The sequence below is a fragment of the Bacillus cereus G9842 genome, assembly GCF_000021305.1.
GTDB classification, from domain to species: Bacteria; Bacillota; Bacilli; order Bacillales; family Bacillaceae_G; genus Bacillus_A; species Bacillus_A thuringiensis_S.
The window spans coordinates 373,506-392,911 of record NC_011772.1 but is presented as its reverse complement, the minus strand read 5'-3'; the positions used below and the strand labels follow the sequence as shown (position 1 = coordinate 392,911).

Genomic DNA, 19,406 nt, shown 5'->3' with positions numbered 1-19,406 from the left:
CTCAAAGAGCATCCTTTTTTATTATGAAATGCGATAAACCCTTGTTTCATAAGGTTTTAAAGCAATTGTTGTTACTTCTTCATGTTCCGCAACTTCATAGTTATTTAAAAGCAAACGTTTGCGTTCTAGTGCAAATGAACCCTCATTATACACAGCTTCCTCTTTTGAGATATTACTAATTACAATGACTTTTTCATCCTGTAACGTACGTGTATATGCATAAATTTGTGGATCGTCTTCTAAAAGTAAATCGTACGTACCATAGTTCAGTACATCGTGCTCTTTTTTCAGGGCAATCATTTTCTTATAGAAATTGAAAATAGACTTTTCTTCATTTTTTTGCTTTTCAACATTAATTTCTTTGTAATTTGGATTCATGCTAAACCAAGGTGTACTTGTTGTGAAACCAGCATTCATCTCATCATTCCACTGCATAGGTGTACGTGAATTATCGCGGCAAGAAGCCCATATAATCTCCATCATATCTTGATGTGGTACGCCCTCTGCAATTTTCTCGCGATATAAATTTTTAATTGCTACATCATCGTAATCTTCAATATTTGGTAACTGAACATTTGTCATACCAATTTCTTGGCCTTGATAAATAAACGGTGTACCGTGCATAAAGAAATACATCGCCCCTAGAGCTGTTGCACTTTCACGCCAATATTGTTTGTCATCTCCCCATGTTGAAACGATACGTGGTTTATCGTGATTCTCAATATATAAAGCGTTCCATCCTTTATTTTCTAATCCTTTTTGCCATTTCGTTAATACTTTTTTCAATCCTACAACATCAAGGTCTTTCTTCTTCTCTGCATCCCATAAACTTAAATGTTCAAACTGGAATACCATATTGAACTTACCTTGCTCTTCTCCAACCCAAAGCTCAGCATCTTCAATCTTAACGCCATTTGCTTCACCAACAGTCATAATATCGTACTTAGAGAATGTATTTTCTTTTAGCTCTTCTAATAAAGGTTGAATACCTTTCACATTCATATGTTTATCAAAAGATGGCACATATTTTAACTCTTTTGGATTTGGCATATCCTTAAAGCCTTCTTCTTTTTTAATATGACTGATTGCATCAACGCGGAAACCATCAATACCTTTATCAAGCCACCAATTAACCGTATCATATAGTACTTCGCGAACTTCTTTATTCTCCCAGTTCAAATCTGGTTGTTTACGTGAGAATAGATGTAAATAATATTGTTCTGTTTCTTCATCATATTCCCATGCCGAACCATTAAAAATACTTTCCCAGTTGTTTGGCTCCGCACCATCTTTACCATCATGCCAAATATACCAATCACGCTTCGGATTATCTTTAGATGAACGTGATTCAATAAACCATGGATGTTCATCACTCGTATGATTAATAACTAAATCAATAATAAGCTTCATATCACGCTTATGAACTTCATCTAGTAAAGCATCAAAGTCTGCCATTGTACCAAACTCATCCATAATATCTTGATAATCACTAATATCATAACCATTATCATCATTAGGCGACTTATACATTGGACAAATCCAAATTACATCTATACCTAAGTCTTTTAAATAATCCAGTTTTGCAATAATACCTTGTAAATCTCCAATACCATCACCATTTGAATCCATAAAGCTTCGTGGATAAATTTGATAAGCAACTGCTTCTTTCCACCATGTCTTATTCATAGTCCTTCTCTCCTTTTGCATCCCATCAGAATTTTATGCAAACGTTTTCGTAACACTATCATAACAAAATATGAACAGTTTGCAACTGTTTTCATTGAACTCTATGTAGATTCTTTATTCTTATGCTTTATTTATTTCTCACAAAGGTAAATCTCATTCTCCACCTCTCCTTGTCCACGCGTATTACAGACATTTTTCATATATTAATAAAAAGCTCTGATTATTTTGGAAAGGAGTAAGAAATTGAAGCAAACAAAATTAACAGGTCGTATCGTTGTTCCCACAGATCCTGACTACAATGTAGCCCGAATGAATTTAAATTTAAGTATTCCAAAACTCCCTTGTATTATTGTTTTTTGTCAAAATAACAAGGATATCTGTAACGCCTTAAAATGGGCACGTGAACGTCATATACCATTTCGGTTAAGAAGTGGACGTCATAGCTATGAAAATTTTTCTCTTTTAAATAGAGGACTTATTATTGATGTGAGTGAAATGCATCGCATTACTGTTAATACAGAGAAATTAACAGCAACAATTGAGGCTGGTGCAAATCTTGGCACTGTTTATAAAGAACTTTGGAATTACGGTGTTACAATTCCTGCTGGTACAAGTGCAAGCGTTGGAATTGTTGGATTAGCACTTGGCGGTGGTATTGGTATGCTTTCACGCTTATTTGGATTAACATGTGATCAATTAATGGAAGTGGAAATGGTACAAGCGTGTGGAAAATTTGGTGCAAAACCCATTCGTGCAAATGAACAAGAAAACTCTAACCTTTTTTGGGCATGCCGTGGTGGCGGTGGTGGAAACTTCGGAATTATCACTTCCTTAACTTTTCGAGTCCACCCCGTAAAAAATGTATCAATTTTCTCAATTACATGGGAATGGGAAGACTTTATTGCTGCATTTCAAGCGTGGCAAAACTGGGCACCTTATATAGATGAACGTCTCACTTCATCGATCGAATTATTCGCCAAGCAACGAAATAAAATCGAAGCACAAGGCGAGTTTGTCGGTTCTCCCTCTGAACTCCATTCCCTATTATCCCCTCTTCTTGAAACTGGCAGCCCCTCTCTCTTTATAGAAGAAGTTCCTTATATAAAGGCTGTCGAATTTTTTAATGGCGGTAACATCCCTGAAAATTTCAAGCGCTCTGGTTCCTATGTCTATAAACCTATTCCCCTTAAAGGCATTCAACTCATGCAATACTTTCTTTCTCATGCCCCAAATAAAGATGCTAGTATTTGGCATCAATCGCTCATAGGTGCTGTTGAAAATATTTCGCCGAATGAAACGGCTTATTTTCATCGTAAAGCAATTATTGCCCAAGAATACATTACCTCTTGGAAATGCGATGATGAAGAAAATCGAAATATACGCTGGGTTAAAGATTTACGAGAAAGCTTAGATCCTTATACACTAGGTGACTATGTGAACTGGCCCGATATCGACATTAAAAATTGGCAAACTAGTTATTATGGCTCTAACTTTCACAGATTGCGTAAAGTAAAAACTATGTATGATCCTTGTGATGTTTTTCATTTCCAACAAAGTATTCCTCCTTTTCATACGTGAAAAAGAGGATAACATAAAAAAATCATCCAATATACCGTTACCTCACAGTATGTTGGATGATTCAAGTTGATTTTCTATATCGTTTCAAATTCTTGCTCCTACTCATAAACTTTTACTTACAGATTAATTGTATTTCGTATCATTTTCATGCAATGAATGTAATTTAATATTTGGTACTTTATCTTTTTCCATACCTCTATTATAAGAAACAGGAACTTGAAATTCGAATTGCTTTGTCTCATGTTTTTGTAAATAGACTGGTTTCGGTACTGGATAGCTTTTTGAATTCTCGTTTGCATTATCATATAAAACAACTTTTAATGCTTGTGAATGATTACGATAATTTTTTAAAGTAACAATGCACTTCGGTTGGATATTATCTCCATTTTTCTCCATTCTACACTGGCTATCTTCTTTTTTATATTCTATTGCTTCTACCCCTGTTTTTCCTGCATAGTACCATGTTTTATTCAATGTCTGGAGGATTGTATTTAAAATAAACGGCATCATTACAATCAAAATACTAATGCCTACTACTTTTATCTTATTCATTTTTCTAAATGTACTAGACTCCTTTTTTCCTAGCCATTTTAAAAATAATATAAATGCAATTACATGTAGTATGAAAGAAACAATCAATATATTTGAGACTTTATAATCCATATAAACATACGTATGTATCGGAACCTTATAGACATTGAATAGTTTTTCCCCAATTAATTCATTATCATTTGGAATTTTTAATAATAACAAAACCCCTATACTGTAACAAATAGCTACTAATCGATCATACTCAATACGAATCATTCTTTCTCCCCTTCACTTTGTTTTTTATTATCGATTTTAGCTATTATTACCATACTATACAATCTTTTTATAGAGGATAACGTAAAAAAGTTCCTTATAAATATATAAAGAACCTTATTAATATACATTATGAATTAAAAAATCAATATACAATTTTCACATTGAGATTTCTTCAAAATATGTTGGATTGTGTATTGTAATTTTTTTATCTAAAATTGTAACAATGCTATCATTTTTTAATTGTTTTAATACGCTGCTAACTGTCTCTCGAGATGTTCCAGATATTTTGGATATTTCAATTGTTGTAAGTGGACATGAAATTACAATCTTTTCCCCACTCTGTTCTCCTAAATCCTGCATTAAATAATTTAACGTTTGGATAACACGATCTTGTGCATTAGGAATTGTAATATTTTGCACTCGATTTTCATTCAATTTTAATATAGATGATAATTGCTGAACAACGTACATCAATTGCGTTCTGCTGGATTTTACCATATCTTCAAAGATTACCGTTGGAATATAATATACCTCCACATCCGTCATTGCTTCTGCTGTATAGTTATATCCTCTGTCTGTAAACATACCACCATAAGGAAAAATAGAATACCGCTTTACATAGTCATCGTATAATAAGTTCCCATTTTGATTAACCCGCTCTAACTTTACAAAACCATCTAACATGAAGTAAATTCTTTCCCTTGAATCCCCTTCTAAAAATAAAAATTGACCTTTTTTATAAGTTCGCCAATAAACAAACTCTGTTAAGCCTTTCAATTTTTTTTCTGTTAAATGAGCAAATAATTCGAACTGCTTTAAGTCTTTCACTACGTTCCGTCTATTCATAAAATTCCCTCTCTCTTGCTGTATGTTGGAGCGAAAAATCAAGAAAGCGTATTCAATTTGAATTTTATCATAATTAACTTATATATTCAGATTTCATCATGAAAACTTTATGAACAATGAGTACAAAAAATATTAATAAATAAAAAGAATGAAGTTATTAACCTCATTCTTTTTTTACTACTAAGTAGCGTACATAATAATTTAAACATACATGCATACATTCTGTTTTGAAATAATAGTACCAGCTTTTTCTTCTAGTGCTTCATATACTTTTTCTAAAGACGTAATAATTGTTTTTCTTTTTGGATTTGTATTAACAAAATTAATAGCAGCTTCAATTTTTGGAAGCATGCTTCCCGCAGCAAATTGTTGTTCTTCAATATATTCTTCTAATTGATTCACTGTGACATGCTCTAATTTTTTTTGATTCGGTTGATTATAATTTACATACACATGATCAACTGCAGTTAAAATAACGAGCGTATCGGCATCTACTAATTCTGCTAATTTCTGCGCAGCGAAATCTTTATCGATAACCGCTTCAGTTCCTTTTAACCCTTCTTCGGAATCAATTACTGGAATTCCACCCCCGCCAACAGCTATCACTATGTTTCCATCTTCCACCAAAGAATTAATCACTTTATGTTCATGAATACTTACAGGCTTCGGTGATGGAACAACACGTCTCCATCCTCTACCAGCATCTTCTTTAAACACTGCTTTTGTTTCATCCATTAATCTTCTGGCCTCTTCTTCTGTATAAAAAGGACCAATTGGTTTAGTTGGATTTTTAAATGCCTCATCTTTTTTGTCCACAACAACGCGCGTTATAACCGTTGCTACATCTTTTTGTATATTCCGTTTTTTTAATGCCTTTTCAATCGCATTTTCCATCCAATATCCAATCATCCCTTGGCTCATTGCCCCACAAGTATCTAATGGCATTGCAGGTGTCTTTTCCGTTTCTGCAGCTTTTTGCTGTAATAAAATATTCCCCACTTGTGGGCCATTTCCATGCGCAATTACTATATCCACATCATTTTCCATTATTTTCACAAGTTGTTCCGCCGTTTTTTCCAACGCTTCTTGCTGCGCTCCCGCAGTAGCTTCTCCAGACTGTATCGCATTTCCCCCTAGTGCAACTACAATTTTTCTTCGTGCCATATTTCAGCCCTCCAGTTCATTTCGCTTTCACAGCGCTTTATAAAGTAATACTGCCTGTAATTAATCCATAAATCGCAAAGAATGCTAAAGCACCAATTGCTACGGATGATGCTAATTCCACTCGAGTAAATATTTGCTTCGAACTCTTTTGCTTTTGAACATTGTAAAAAATAAAAATACCTGGCGCATATAAAGTCATTGTTAATAATAAATACTCTAAACCAGCTGCATAAACTAACCACACACCATAAATACTTGCTATCAAACCAATTATTATATTTTTATTTCGATCTACTTCTTCAGATTTTAAGCTATGCTTCAGTTGATAAAATGCTGAAAAAGCATATGGAATTAAAATGGCTGAAGATGCTAAAGAGAATGCAAAGTTATACGCCTGATCAGAAACGACGAATGTTAACAAGAATATTTGAATTAAACCATTTGTTATCCATAATGAATTTACTGGAGCCTTATTTTTATTTTCTTTTGCGAACCATTTTGGAAATACTCCATCTTTAGCCGCTAAATATGGAATTTCAGAAGCGAGCAAAGTCCAACCTAACCAAGCACCTAATACAGAGATGACCAAACCTAAATTTATAAAGATAGCACCCCATTTTCCAACAACACTTTCAAATAAATAAGCCATAGCTGGATTTTTCAAACCAGCAATATCTGCTTGCTGCATAAGTCCAAGAGACAATAATGTGATTAAAATGTAAATGATGAGTGTACCAATTAAGCCAATAACCGTTGCTTTCCCTACATCACTTCTATTTTTTGCTCGACTGGATAAAACAACCGCCCCTTCTACCCCAATAAATACCCATAGAGTTACAAGCATTGTACTTTTAACTTGGCTGCCAACTGCTCCCCATGAAAAAGAACCAGTTTGCCCCCAAAATCCATCTAAGAATGTATCAATATGAAACGCGAAGATTCCTATGACAATAAATACAAATACAGGTACTAATTTTGCGATTGTAGTTACTAAATTCACAAGTGCTGCTGATTGAACTCCACGTAAAATTAACATGTGAACACACCACAATAATACGCTTGCACCAATAATGGATTCTACATTTTGACCGCCTTCAAAGATCGGGAAGAAATATCCTAATGAAGAAAATAATAATGTACCGTAAGCTACATTCCCAAGCCAAGCAGATAGCCAGTATCCCCACGCACTATTAAATCCCATAAAATTACCAAATCCTGCTTTTGCATAGCTAAAAATACCACCATCTAAATCTGGCCGTTTTACAGTTAGATTTTGAAAAGATAATCCAAGTGCAATCATCCCAATTCCTGTTATAACCCAGCCAATAATAATGGCTCCAGCACCAGCACCTTTTGCCATATCACTCGCTAAATTAAAGGCTCCACCGCCAATCATAGACCCAACTACAAGAGCCGTTAGTGTAAACAACCCTAATTTCTTATCTTCACCCATTCCACTCACCTCTCTTTAATTGCAATAACAATACAAAAGCAATAGTGAATGATAGTGTCTAAAGGAGGAGAAAGAAGAAAGGAAGACTCCCTTTCTTCTTTACTCCATGTTTCCTAAAGTAGCTGCCATAACCGCTTTAATTGTATGCATTCTATTTTCAGCTTGATCAAATACTTTTGAATGTTTACTGCGGAATGCTTCGTCAGTTACCTCCATTTCTTTCAACCCATATTTCTCGTAAACTTCTTCGCCATACATCGTTTCAACATCATGAAATGCAGGTAAACAATGTAAGAAAATCACGTTTTCATTCCCTGTTTCTTTAATCATTTTCATATTTACTTGATAAGGTCTCAATAACTCGACACGTTCAGCAAATTTTTCTTCTTCCCCCATAGACACCCATACATCTGTATAAATTACATCTGCATTCGCAACAGCTTCTTCCACATTACTTGTTATCATTACCTGTTCATTATATTTTTTTGCTAAATCAATTACTTCTTGTGCAGGCCATAAAGATTCTGGTGTGCAAATACGTACATCCATTCCAACGATTGCTCCACCAACTAGTAAGCTATTAGCAACATTATTTCGTCCATCTCCAACGTAAACGAGCTTCACATTTTTCAACTTCCCTACATGTTCTCTAATTGTTAATAAATCTGCTAGTGTTTGTGTTGGATGCCACATGTCTGTTAATCCATTCCAAACTGGCACACCAGAATTTTGTGCTAAAGATTCTACAGTCTCATGATTAAATCCACGAAACTCAATTCCGTCAAACATACGCCCTAACACTTTTGCTGTATCCTCTACGGATTCTTTTTTCCCAAGCTGAATATCACCTTTCCCTAAATATTCAGGATTCGCCCCTAAATCTGTACATGCTACTGTAAATGCACAGCGCGTACGAGTGGAGGTTTTTTCAAATAAGAGCGCTACATTCTTATCTTCTAAATAATGATGCGGGATACCATTTTTCTTTTTCTCTTTTAATTCTGCTGCCAAATCTAGAAAATATAACAATTCTTCTTGTGTAAAATCTTTTTCTGCTAGAAAGCTTCTTCCTTTTAAATTTGGTCTAGTCATTAACATACTTCATCCCTACTTTCTCCGTTATTTATACTAAATATCTTTACGAACAATTGGCATACTCATGCAACGTGGACCCCCACGACCACGAGATAATTCCGAACTTAGCACTTCAATTACTTCTATACCGTGCTCCCGTAATAACGTATTGGATACATAGTTGCGATCATATGTAACAACTACACCTGGTGCGATTGCTAATGTGTTCGAGCCATCATTCCATTGTTCACGAGCAGAAGCAATTACATCTCCTCCTCCACATGGAATAAGAACTAATTCACTTAAGCCTAATACCTCTTTTAATGCTTCCATTAAAGAAGTACGATGTGTAATTTTAAGAGTTTCCTCATCTGATCCTTTTTCTAAAATATAAATATTCATATTCCCTTTTGGCCCTTGAATGGCTGGATGAATTGTAAACTTGTCATAATCAACCATTGTAAATACTGTATCTAAATGCATAAATGCTCGGCATTTTGGAATTTCTATTGCTAACACTTTCTTAATTTTATTTTGTCGGCTAAAGAGATTTTTAGCTAAACGTTCAATTGCTTTAGCTGAAGTACGAGCAGACACTCCAATCGCAATTGTTTCTTCATTTAAAATTAGCTCGTCGCCACCTTCAATTGGAAATTTATAATCACGATCTAACCAGATTGGTACATTATGTTTTGCAAATCTTGGGTGATATTTAATGATGTACTCCATGAATAATGATTCACGTCTACGCGCTGGTTCTCTCATCTTATTTATCGTTAAGCCATCGCCCACGCTAGCTGCTGGATCACGAGTAAAATATAAATTAGGCATTGGATCTAAGTAAAACGGATAATGATCTTCCATTAATTCATATAAATGTGTCTTCTTACTTGTTTCAATTTCGTTTTTCCGTACACCGCCCATAATTTTTTGAATTAATTCTTCATTTGAAAAGGAAAGTAAATATTCTTTTAAAGTTTGATGTGCAACATTTACGTCAGCCTGTCCTTCTTTTAAAATACGATCAACAAATTCTTCTCGAAGTTTTTTATCTACTAACGCCTCAGCGGCTAGTTTTTCTAAATAAAGAACTTCAACACCCCGATTGCGTAACGTTTGTGCAAAATAATCATGCTCTTTTTGAATAATTGGTAAGTATGGAATATCATCAAATAATAATTGCTGCAAATAATCTGGCGTCAAGTTTTCCACTTCTTTACCCGGTCGTTTTAATAAAACCGTTTGTAATTCCCCAATTTCTGAAGTAACATGTATCGGATGTTTCATTTGTTGTACCTCCTTTTAAATATGTTTGATGTCTTACAAGTACATAATAAATGCTCTGCACTTTCATCTTTGTGAAAGCATCCACATTATCATTGTGAAATATTAAACAAGTTATTTTTTTAAAATCATACGAATTTGTATTTTTATAACAAACTCTCTCGCTTTTTCAATAAAAAACACATATATTACGCATATATGTTGAATATTCAACTTCCGTATTTAAACAAAAATCCTGTTTTTAATTTTATTAAAAACAGGATTTTTACATCTAAATAATTAAATTTAATCTTTCTTCTATAATCTCCCTATCTGATTTCGACTGTGAAATTATAAGGCATGTATCATTTCCACATATACATCCTATTTTTTCTTTCCAATCTAACTCATCAAATAAAACACCAATAACATGTGCATTACCAGGTAATGTTTTAATAACCATTAATTGATCTACACAATCAATTTTCACAACAACTTCTCGTAATTTTTTCTTTAACTTTATATCAGTTTGTAAATGCTCTTCTGAGAAAACTTTATATATCATTAATCCTTCTTGAGAAGGTACCTTCGTTAAGTTTAACTCACGAATATCGCGAGAAACCGTAGCTTGTGTTACTAATACATCTTTTTTTGCTAACAATTCTACTAATCTTTCTTGCTTATCTATTTCATACTCCTTTACAAATTGTTTAATTAACCGTTGTCTTTTTTCTTTTTTCATAAAAGACACCCCTTTTAATATTATAGCTCGCTATAATTTTCATCCGAAAGGGAGAGAAAAGAATGTTGCGGAAACGTTCATAGTTTAACTGTAAATATTAAATCAAACTAAATAAAAAAGAGAAGAACAGCATTCTGTTCTTCCTTTTACATTGAAAATCGTTCAATTGTTTGTTTCAAATCAGTTGCTTGCTTCTCTAAATCTTTTAATAATTGATCGATTACTATCATATTTTTAGACTGTTGTAGCGTCACACGCGCCACTTCTTGCGAACCAGCTGACGTTTCTTCAGCAATTGCTGCTACAGCTTTTGTTTGTGCTCCTGTTTGATGAATGTGGCTCACTTGTTCATTCATATAACTACTAATTTGCTGAGTTGCATCGGCTACTTCCATAACACTTGATGACATTTCTTTTAAAATTAATTCCGTAGCTTCCCCACGTTTCGCCTCTTCTTTAGCTATTTTCACTTGTTCTGTCATTTTCATTGCAACTTGTTGTACTTCATCTTGCATATTCCGTAATAACTGAGATATGTTTCTTGCAGAATGATCACTTTCATCAGCAAGTTTACGTACTTCTTCCGCAACAACCGCAAAACCTCTTCCATGCTCTCCTGCGCGAGCTGCCTCAATAGAAGCATTTAGTGCTAATAAATTCGTTTGGCTAGCAATCGCACTCACAACAGACACAATATGTTCTACTTGTTTCATTCGTTCTTCTAACTTCTGTACATTTTGCATTGAATCTTCATTTTCTTTTGCCAATGTTTGAATACCTTGAATTAAAGACGTAAAGACACGAGTACTATGCCCTAAAGCTTGAACCATTTCTGAAGACAACGTATCAGACTGCTTCGCTTTTTCTTCTACTTCACTTGCAATAGACGTCGTTGTATCAACAGCAGAAACAATTGCTTGAATTGATGCTGCTGATTGCTCAGCGCCTGAAGAAATCTCTGCAAGAGTCTCAGATACACCTTGCGCTTGTCTCGTTGCTTCTCCTGTTTGTTTTCTAATCTGCTGTACTTGATTGTTTGTATAAGAAAATGTTGTATCAATATTTTTTACCATGCCCCTTAAGTTTCCTAACATCATATTAAATGCAACACTTAAAGATTTAATTTCATCATCTGCCTTCGGTAATGGAACATCTTCACGAATATCACCCTCAGCTGCTTTTCTTGCCGCTTCCTCTAACTTGCGAAGTGGTTTAATTAAAAATACGGCTGCTCCATATGCTAAAATTCCAGACCATACTACCCCTAATAACATAACGATAATATTATATACAGTTTGACTTACATAACTTTGAAAATAATCGTATATCACGTAAATAAAAAATATACTTGTTGAATATGTAATAAAAGCTAAAACTGTAGTGAATAGCATAAGTTGTGTACGTAATCCAAAAGAAAATGTTTTTCTTTCTTTTTCCATCTTCCCTTTCCCCCTTTTTATAAGCAATATAAATACTACCTATATATTATTATCCATATTTTCATTATAGAAGGATATAGAGATTTTAAAAATCATTATTTCTTTGAATATCAAATTGCACGAAAAAATAAAGGATTCTGACAATTTATGACTAATAACAGAAATACGGGGCAACATTTGTAAAATATATTTTTAACTGGGGGTTTTGTATGATTCAAGTTCGAAATCTAGTAAAATCATTCGGTTCACTTGATGTGTTAAAAGGAATTGATTTAGAAGTAAAAGAAAAAGAAGTTGTTGTTTTAATTGGTGCCAGTGGTTCTGGTAAAAGTACATTACTTCGCTGTCTTAACTTTTTAGAAATGTACGATGAAGGCGAAATTCACTTACAAGGTGAGCGAATTGATCCAAAGCATTCAAATTTAAATAAAGTCCGTGAAAATGTCGGTATGGTTTTTCAGCACTTTAACCTCTTTCCTCATATGACCTCACTAGAAAACATCATAGAAGCACCTATTCATGTAAAAAAATTAGAGAAAGCAAATGCACAGGATATTGGAAATCAACTTCTCCAAAAAGTCGGCCTTCAAGATAAAGCGGATGTAACTCCTCATCTTCTTTCAGGTGGTCAAAAACAGCGCATTGCCATTGCACGAGCTCTTGCAATGAGCCCTAAGATTATGCTATTTGATGAGCCTACCTCAGCTTTAGACCCTGAACTTGTTGGAGAAGTATTGCAAGTTATGAAAGAACTTGCTGAAGAAGGGATGACAATGGTTATTGTTACTCATGAAATGAATTTCGCAAAAGATGTAGCTGATCGCGTCATCTTTATGGACGATGGAAAGATTGTAGAAGATGCTCCGCCAGCACAATTCTTTTCAGCTCCATCACATGAACGAGCAAAACAATTTTTACGTAACGTTTTATAATGTAACTTCTGTTTCAAACGAAAAGGAATACATTCATACGGTGCACAACTAATCATCCAAATAAAATATTTCAATAACATACTGAAAAACATCCGTATGATCAATATATAGGAGGGGTTTTATGAAAAGAAAACTATTAACCATTGTTGCGAGCATTACACTATGTACATCTTTCATACTAGGAGCTTGTAGCAAAGAAAGTTCTACTACTTCATCAAATGGTGAAAAAGAATTTCGCTATGCGATGAGTGGATTATACAAACCTTTTAACTATAAAGAAAATGACGGCAAACTTGTCGGTTTTGATGTAGAAATCGGTGAAGCTCTTGCTAAAAAGATGAACATGAAGGCTACGCCAGTTACAAACCCATGGGAAACGCTAATTCAAGGTCTTCAAGCGAAGAAATATGATGTAATACTGGGTAGTATGGCAATTACAGAGGAGCGCTTAAAAGCTGTTAGTTTCTCAAATCCGTACTATCGCTCTGGCGCCCAAATTTTTGTAGCTAAAAAGAATACCGCTATCTCTTCTCCAGAAGATTTAAAAGGTAAGAAAATTGGTGTTGTAAAAGCTAGTACCTTTAAAAATCTTGTTGCAAAATATACAGATCAAATCACAGAATATGACAGTGATATTACTGCTCTTATGGATTTAGAGCCTGGGCGTGTTGACGCAGTAATTACGGATCAAATGGTTGGTCTACGTATGATAAAAGAAGGAAAATCGAATATAAAAGAAGCCGGAAAACCATTAAATCTTGATGAAATGGGAATTGCTATTCGCAAAGATAATAAAGAAATGGTTGAGAAAGTAAATAAAGCGTTAGATGAAATCATTAAAGATGGTACGTATGATAAGATCAGTAAAAAATGGTTCGGACGTAATATTCTTGGTGAAGAGGAAAAAACGAAGTAAGTAAGTTAGCCATTCAAAAGATTCATAAACAGTGCCCCACTGATTAAGTGTTCATTTTATGTGGGGCATTTCATTCTCTACTAAAATCTATACAATATGAGGTGAAACGCATGTTTGAAATTTTTATCTCTTCCTATCCCACACTCTTAAAAGCTACTATTGTCACATTACAATTAACATTAACTTCCCTAGTACTCGGTTCATTAATTGGATTATTATTCGCTTTCTTTCGAATCTCTAACAATAAAGTTTTAAATAGTATCGCTCATGTCTACATTGCTATTATTCGTGGTACACCTTTAATTGTTCAAATTGCCATTCTCTATTTTGGAATTACATCTGTTGTTGTTTTCACCCCTTTTTGGGCAGGAGCAATCGCTTTAGCAATTCATAACGGTGCATATATTACGGAAATTTTCCGTGGATCTATTCAATCCGTTGACCGAGGACAATTAGAAGCAGCTCGCTCTTTAGGCATGCCTTATCCTTTAGCTATGCGACGAATTATATTACCACAAGCATTTCGTCTGTCTCTTCCTCCTCTAGGAAACCAATTTATTATCGGATTAAAAGATTCTTCACTTGTTGCTTATGTAGGAATGTCCGAATTATGGGGATCGGGTTTATCAATTGCAGCAGGTAACTTCCAACAATTAGATACTTACATAATCGTTGGTGCATACTATCTCGTACTTGTTCTTCTATTTACTTATTTTGTTAATCTTTTAGAAAAACGATTACAACGAAAAGAAACTAACTCCTTCCAAGTCAATAAAAAGAACAAAAAGGAAGTTTCTTTATAAGAAAAAGCAAGCCTGAGATGGCTTGCTTTTTCACTGCAAAAATATATTAATTTTTACTGATTTATTTTTTTAATACTCTCTTTTTCTTCTATATGTTCCTCACGATATGAAATATTATGAGGGTCTAAGCCATTTCCTAAAGAACCGTAGAAATGCTCTCTATGCGGATCAACTAATTCACTTCCGTGATAATACACACGTGGTGTATTCCAAAGTGCTGCCAATGCTTTTGTCATCGGCATTTCGTGATAACGTTCCGGCCACATTTCTTTAATCTTCTCTTTTACTAACGGATAGTATTTAGAGCTCATAGCAGGGAACAGATGATGTTCTGTATGATATGAGAAATTGAAATGCAAAACGTCTACCCAGCGCGGCACTGTTACTGATAAGCAGTTTGCTAACGGATCATTTACTGGAACAATTGGATTTAAGCGGTGATTTGTTGCGATATATGCCATTACAATAAAGTTAGCAATTAACAACGGAATGACATATGCAAATAACCATTTTCCAGGTCCCATAATAAACAATAAACTAATCCAAACTGTCCAAGGCAAAAGAAGTTGAAGCCATACAGATTTTTGATTGGATGACTTGAACTCTTTTATAAAATGAAAGAACATTCGAGTCGAATGCAATGTAAATTGAATTGTTAGTGACAGAAAACTAAAGAATGAACGTACATGTAGAGGCATACGATATACCCAACTCAAAAACTTACTCTTCTTAAGTTTCTCAAGTGTCGGCCATGCATCCGGATCATTCTCTTCATGCTGTGTATGAACATGATGCGTTGCATTATGCCACTTTCTCCAAAGCTTTGGCCCTGTTGATAATGGCATAAATGCAATCGCTCCTAAGAAGTCACGAAGCCATGCCTTTCTTACAACAGTTCCATGTAAAATTTCATGCCCTAAAAATCCTAGTGAAGCAAAACATAATCCAAGAACAATCGCAATTCCTAGATTCGCCCACACATTCAATTCAAATACACCAATCGATATTAATCCCGACAATGCCACAAGCAAATAAGCCAATCCACCAAATAAACGAGTAGGCACTGGTTTAAATGCTTTTTTCGGCAAATGTGGTGATACACGTGCTGCATACCACCCAAATGTATGAAGCTCCTTCATCCTTTTGCCCCTTTCTTATGCCGCGCCTTGCGCAACTTACATATATCAATTCTTGCTTCCAGATTGATTTTACTAAATGATCCAAAAAGCATGTATTATAAGGAAAATATACTCACTCTATCGTCACTTATTTTTCGCTTTTATTATCAATGAAAAACATTTCTCTTTTTACTCTCTATCAACCTTTCCACATGATGAATCATAACAATAGAATTTCTATATTGTCAACAACTTTTATGACCTAGTAATAAAAGTTGGTTATATTTTTATAATCATACTTTATTTCACTAAAGAAAATGTATATATTACATAAGGATTTATCCACTATCTATAGACATTTTCTTAAACGCCATAGACCCTATCTCATTCAATAAATCTCTATGTAATCAACAAACAGAATCACTTGAATTTAGTTTTATATAAATCCTACTTCTTCATAATGCCCCACCTAATTAATTATATCAAAATAATTTATAACCTCTTTTAATAAAAATAGACTTCTTCTAAAACAACACACATGAATTTCATATAATATGGAAATATTAAAAGGAAAATTGTTCTAAAATCAGGAGGTTTCAGCAATGACAAGTGATACATTTCCACAACTGCCGCTATCTTATTGGATTGAATCTACTCAGTTTCCTACTTTCCCTCGTTTATCCGAAAATATAAAGGCGAAAGTTGCTATTATCGGTGCTGGTATTACAGGTATTACTACTGCCTATTTACTTGCAAAAGAAGGCATCGATGTTGTTTTAATTGATTCTGGTCGTATTTTAAACGGGACGACTGGGCATACAACAGCGAAAGTAACAGCACAACATGATCTTATTTATGATGAATTAATAAATCACTTCGGTGTAGAAAAGGCCGGGCTTTACTATGAATCAAATAATCAGGCTCTACAATTCATAAACGAAACTGTTCAAACATATAAAATCGACTGTAATTTCTCAAATGAAGATTCATATTTATATACAACTACTGATAACGGATTAAGAAATTTATCGAAAGAATATGAAGCTTATCAAAAATTAAATATACCTTGTGATTATGTTCAATCTCTATCGATTCCTATTCCAGTACAATCTGCACTTGTCATGAAAAATCAAGCACAATTCCATCCCCTTCTTTATTTAAAAACACTTTTAGAAAAGTTTGTGGAGATGGGTGGAAAGGTCTACGAACAAACAACAGCTATGGATGTGGAAAAGGGAGATTATCCACAAATAATTACAAAAGAGGGCCATCATATCACTTGTGAATATGTTGTCTCTTGTTCACATTTTCCTTTTTATGATGCGAATAGCTTTTTCTTTACGCGAATGTACGCAGAACGCTCCTACGCTCTTGCAATAAAAGCCAAAACAGATTATCCAGGTGGCATGTATTTAAGTATTGATGATCCAAAGCGCTCCTTACGCTATATAACAAACAATGGAGAGAAATTAATTTTAATTGGCGGAGAAAGTCATAAAACAGGACAAGGAATAAATACGATGCTTCATTATGAAGCACTCTATTCTTTTGCTGAAGCAACTTTTGGAATAGACGAGGTTCCTTATAGATGGTCAGCACAAGATTTAATCACTCTAGATAAGCTTCCTTATATCGGACATATTAACGAAAGAAATCCAAATATATTTGTTGCAACTGGATATCGCAAATGGGGAATGACAACTGGAACTGCTGCCGCTCAGCTACTGAAGGACTCCATCCTAAAAGTCCACAGTCCCTATAAAGAACTGTATGCACCATCACGCTTCCATGCAAATCCAGATATAAAAACGTTCCTCTCCCAGAACATTGATGTTGCGAAACATTTAATTGAAGGAAAGATCGAAACCGCATTACGTAAGCCAGAAGATCTCGAAGTTGGTGAAGGATCTGTCGTACATGTTAACGGTAAACGAGCAGGTGCTTATAAGGACAAAGAAGGAAAATTACATATCGTCGATACAACTTGTACACATCTCGGCTGTGAAGTTGAATGGAATAATGGTGATTGTACCTGGGATTGTCCTTGCCATGGTTCTCGTTTTTCAATTGAAGGAGACGTTCTTGAAGGTCCAGCAGATCAACCGTTAAAACGAGTTGATAATGAGTGAACAAATAAAGAAGTTCAACATAATTACTGTTGAACTTCTTTATTTGTTATAAAACCTTTTCAGATAAATTTCAACACAGGGAGGAAAATATTAACATTAAATGAAATAATATATTCATCTACAAATTAAAAAGTGGGGGAATATTATGCAACCTTCAGCTCCACCTCATCTAGAATCTACAGAAACTATCTTTTCAAGCTCTATTACAAAACTTGTTGTTTTTATTTGTTGGCTAGCCATTTTAGCTGATGGATATGATTTAGGTATTTACGGTGCCGTTCTACCAAAGCTCCTAGAAGACAAAAGCTGGGCGCTATCACCATCGCACGCTGGCACAATTGCAAGCTATGCTTTATTTGGGATGTTTATTGGGGCTATTCTAGTTGGAACGATTACAGATCTAATTGGACGTAAATGGACGCTTATATGCTGTTTAGCACTTTTTTCTATCACAATGGGTTTAGCGGCTATCGCTCCTTCTCCTGAGTTATTTGGATTATCTCGATTTATAGGAGGAATCGGATTAGGCGGTGTTATCCCAACAGCTTCAGCACTTACTGTTGAATATTCACCCCAAAAAAGGCAATCTTTTATTTATGCTCTTATGTTTACTGGCTATCCTTTAGGTATCGTGTTAGGTGCTATTTTGTCTATATTTATGTTAGAAGATTTCGGATGGAGAATTATGTTTGGTATCGGAATGATTCCACTACTCCTCATTCCTTTCATTATTCGCTATTTACCTGAGTCCATTCAATTTTTATTATCACGTAATCGCCAAGAAGAAGTGAACCAAATTCTTAATCGTTTTCCAATTGAATTTCATGTGAAAAATAAAACTCATCAAGCTCCATCTACTATACAAAAGAAAAATGGATTTACTACGTTATTCTCAAAAGAATACATAAAAGCAACGCTACTTTTTTGGATTACTTATATAATGGGAATGTTTTTAATATACGGTTTAAACACTTGGTTACCACAGATGATGCGCCAGGCAGGATATCCTCTTGGGTCTAGTCTGTCATTTCTACTTATGCTAAATATTACCGCAGCTATCGGCGCATTATTCGCTGGAGCAATTGCTGATCGTATAGGAGCAAAAATTGTTATTAGCATCTCTTATCTTATGGCAGCTATATGTATCGGACTATTAACAATCAAACCATCTGTTACAATCATTTATCTTTTAATTGGCCTTGCTGGTATTGGATCAGTCGGTATTACTCAAATATTAAATGCATATGTAACACAATACTTCCCATCACATATCCGAGCTACCTCCTTAGGCTGGGGACTGGGGCTTGGCCGAGTTGGTGCAATTGCTGGCCCAATTCTTGTCGGTATTATTATGACAATGCAATATGACTTAGCATGGAATTTTTACTTATTCTCCTTTGCAGGTCTTATCGCAGCTATATCTGTTTTCTTCATTCCTACAAAATAAAAAGGGCAC

The 19,406-nt window shown here is 34.5% G+C and carries 15 protein-coding genes and 2 pseudogenes; 6 read left to right on the top strand and 11 right to left on the bottom strand.

What is annotated here, in order from left to right:
* Positions 1 to 21: 21 nt before the first annotated feature.
* Positions 22 to 1,686 carry a glycoside hydrolase family 13 protein gene (locus BCG9842_RS02015; RefSeq protein WP_001044700.1) on the bottom strand — a complete coding sequence of 555 codons (1,665 nt, stop codon included), beginning with the start codon at positions 1,684 to 1,686 and terminating at the stop codon, positions 22 to 24.
* Between the two features lie 243 nt (positions 1,687 to 1,929).
* Here BCG9842_RS02015 and BCG9842_RS02010 point away from each other — a divergent pair, with 243 nt between their 5' ends.
* Positions 1,930 to 3,264: an FAD-dependent oxidoreductase gene (locus BCG9842_RS02010; RefSeq protein ID WP_000814907.1), complete on the top strand. Its 1,335-nt coding sequence runs from the start codon at positions 1,930 to 1,932 to the stop codon at positions 3,262 to 3,264.
* Positions 3,265 to 3,387: 123 nt separating this feature from the next.
* Here BCG9842_RS02010 and BCG9842_RS02005 read toward each other — a convergent pair whose 3' ends face one another.
* The 9 genes and pseudogenes from BCG9842_RS02005 to BCG9842_RS31970 form a co-directional block, all read right to left on the bottom strand.
* Complete coding sequence (locus BCG9842_RS02005) at positions 3,388 to 4,071, bottom strand: hypothetical protein (RefSeq protein ID WP_000619192.1); 684 nt, start codon at positions 4,069 to 4,071, stop codon at positions 3,388 to 3,390.
* Between the two features lie 156 nt (positions 4,072 to 4,227).
* Positions 4,228 to 4,917, bottom strand: coding sequence for a Crp/Fnr family transcriptional regulator (locus BCG9842_RS02000; RefSeq protein WP_001081906.1), 690 nt, complete (start codon positions 4,915 to 4,917; stop codon positions 4,228 to 4,230).
* A gap of 201 nt (positions 4,918 to 5,118) precedes the next feature.
* A complete protein-coding gene (gene arcC, locus BCG9842_RS01995; RefSeq protein ID WP_000113953.1) occupies positions 5,119 to 6,081 on the bottom strand; it encodes a carbamate kinase in 963 nt (320 codons plus the stop codon).
* Positions 6,082 to 6,118: 37 nt separating this feature from the next.
* Positions 6,119 to 7,534, bottom strand: coding sequence for an arginine-ornithine antiporter (gene arcD, locus BCG9842_RS01990; protein ID WP_000503413.1), 1,416 nt, complete (start codon positions 7,532 to 7,534; stop codon positions 6,119 to 6,121).
* A 99-nt stretch (positions 7,535 to 7,633) separates the two neighbouring features.
* Positions 7,634 to 8,632 carry an ornithine carbamoyltransferase gene (gene argF, locus BCG9842_RS01985; RefSeq protein WP_000930282.1) on the bottom strand — a complete coding sequence of 333 codons (999 nt, stop codon included), beginning with the start codon at positions 8,630 to 8,632 and terminating at the stop codon, positions 7,634 to 7,636.
* Positions 8,633 to 8,662: 30 nt separating this feature from the next.
* On the bottom strand, positions 8,663 to 9,895 hold the full coding sequence (arcA, locus tag BCG9842_RS01980) for an arginine deiminase (protein ID WP_000682331.1): 1,233 nt from the start codon (positions 9,893 to 9,895) through the stop codon (positions 8,663 to 8,665).
* Between the two features lie 268 nt (positions 9,896 to 10,163).
* On the bottom strand, positions 10,164 to 10,613 hold the full coding sequence (gene argR, locus BCG9842_RS01975; RefSeq protein ID WP_000711826.1) for an arginine repressor: 450 nt from the start codon (positions 10,611 to 10,613) through the stop codon (positions 10,164 to 10,166).
* A gap of 146 nt (positions 10,614 to 10,759) precedes the next feature.
* Positions 10,760 to 11,332, bottom strand: a pseudogene (locus BCG9842_RS31975) (methyl-accepting chemotaxis protein); the annotation flags it as partial.
* 369 nt (positions 11,333 to 11,701) lie between these two features.
* Positions 11,702 to 11,887: pseudogene (locus BCG9842_RS31970) on the bottom strand (HAMP domain-containing protein); the annotation flags it as partial.
* Positions 11,888 to 12,261: 374 nt separating this feature from the next.
* Between BCG9842_RS31970 and BCG9842_RS01965 the strand changes: the two are divergent.
* The 3 genes from BCG9842_RS01965 to BCG9842_RS01955 all read left to right on the top strand — a co-directional run bounded on the left by BCG9842_RS01965 (position 12,262) and on the right by BCG9842_RS01955 (position 14,703).
* A complete protein-coding gene (locus BCG9842_RS01965) occupies positions 12,262 to 12,984 on the top strand; it encodes an amino acid ABC transporter ATP-binding protein (protein WP_000616926.1) in 723 nt (240 codons plus the stop codon).
* A 121-nt stretch (positions 12,985 to 13,105) separates the two neighbouring features.
* Positions 13,106 to 13,900, top strand: coding sequence for an ABC transporter substrate-binding protein (locus BCG9842_RS01960; RefSeq protein ID WP_000823756.1), 795 nt, complete (start codon positions 13,106 to 13,108; stop codon positions 13,898 to 13,900).
* Positions 13,901 to 13,947: 47 nt separating this feature from the next.
* Positions 13,948 to 14,703, top strand: coding sequence for an amino acid ABC transporter permease (locus tag BCG9842_RS01955; RefSeq protein ID WP_003255986.1), 756 nt, complete (start codon positions 13,948 to 13,950; stop codon positions 14,701 to 14,703).
* Positions 14,704 to 14,756: 53 nt separating this feature from the next.
* Here BCG9842_RS01955 and BCG9842_RS01950 read toward each other — a convergent pair whose 3' ends face one another.
* Entirely contained in the window at positions 14,757 to 15,842 is a 1,086-nt protein-coding gene (locus BCG9842_RS01950; RefSeq protein ID WP_000661228.1) for a fatty acid desaturase family protein, read from the bottom strand.
* Positions 15,843 to 16,423: 581 nt separating this feature from the next.
* Here BCG9842_RS01950 and BCG9842_RS01945 point away from each other — a divergent pair.
* Together BCG9842_RS01945 and BCG9842_RS01940 are read left to right on the top strand one after the other, a co-directional pair.
* On the top strand, positions 16,424 to 17,950 hold the full coding sequence (locus BCG9842_RS01945; RefSeq protein WP_000199973.1) for an FAD-dependent oxidoreductase: 1,527 nt from the start codon (positions 16,424 to 16,426) through the stop codon (positions 17,948 to 17,950).
* 145 nt (positions 17,951 to 18,095) lie between these two features.
* Positions 18,096 to 19,397, top strand: a complete 1,302-nt coding sequence (locus BCG9842_RS01940; RefSeq protein ID WP_001183100.1) for an MFS transporter — start codon at positions 18,096 to 18,098, stop codon at positions 19,395 to 19,397.
* The last annotated feature ends 9 nt before the right edge of the window (positions 19,398 to 19,406 follow it).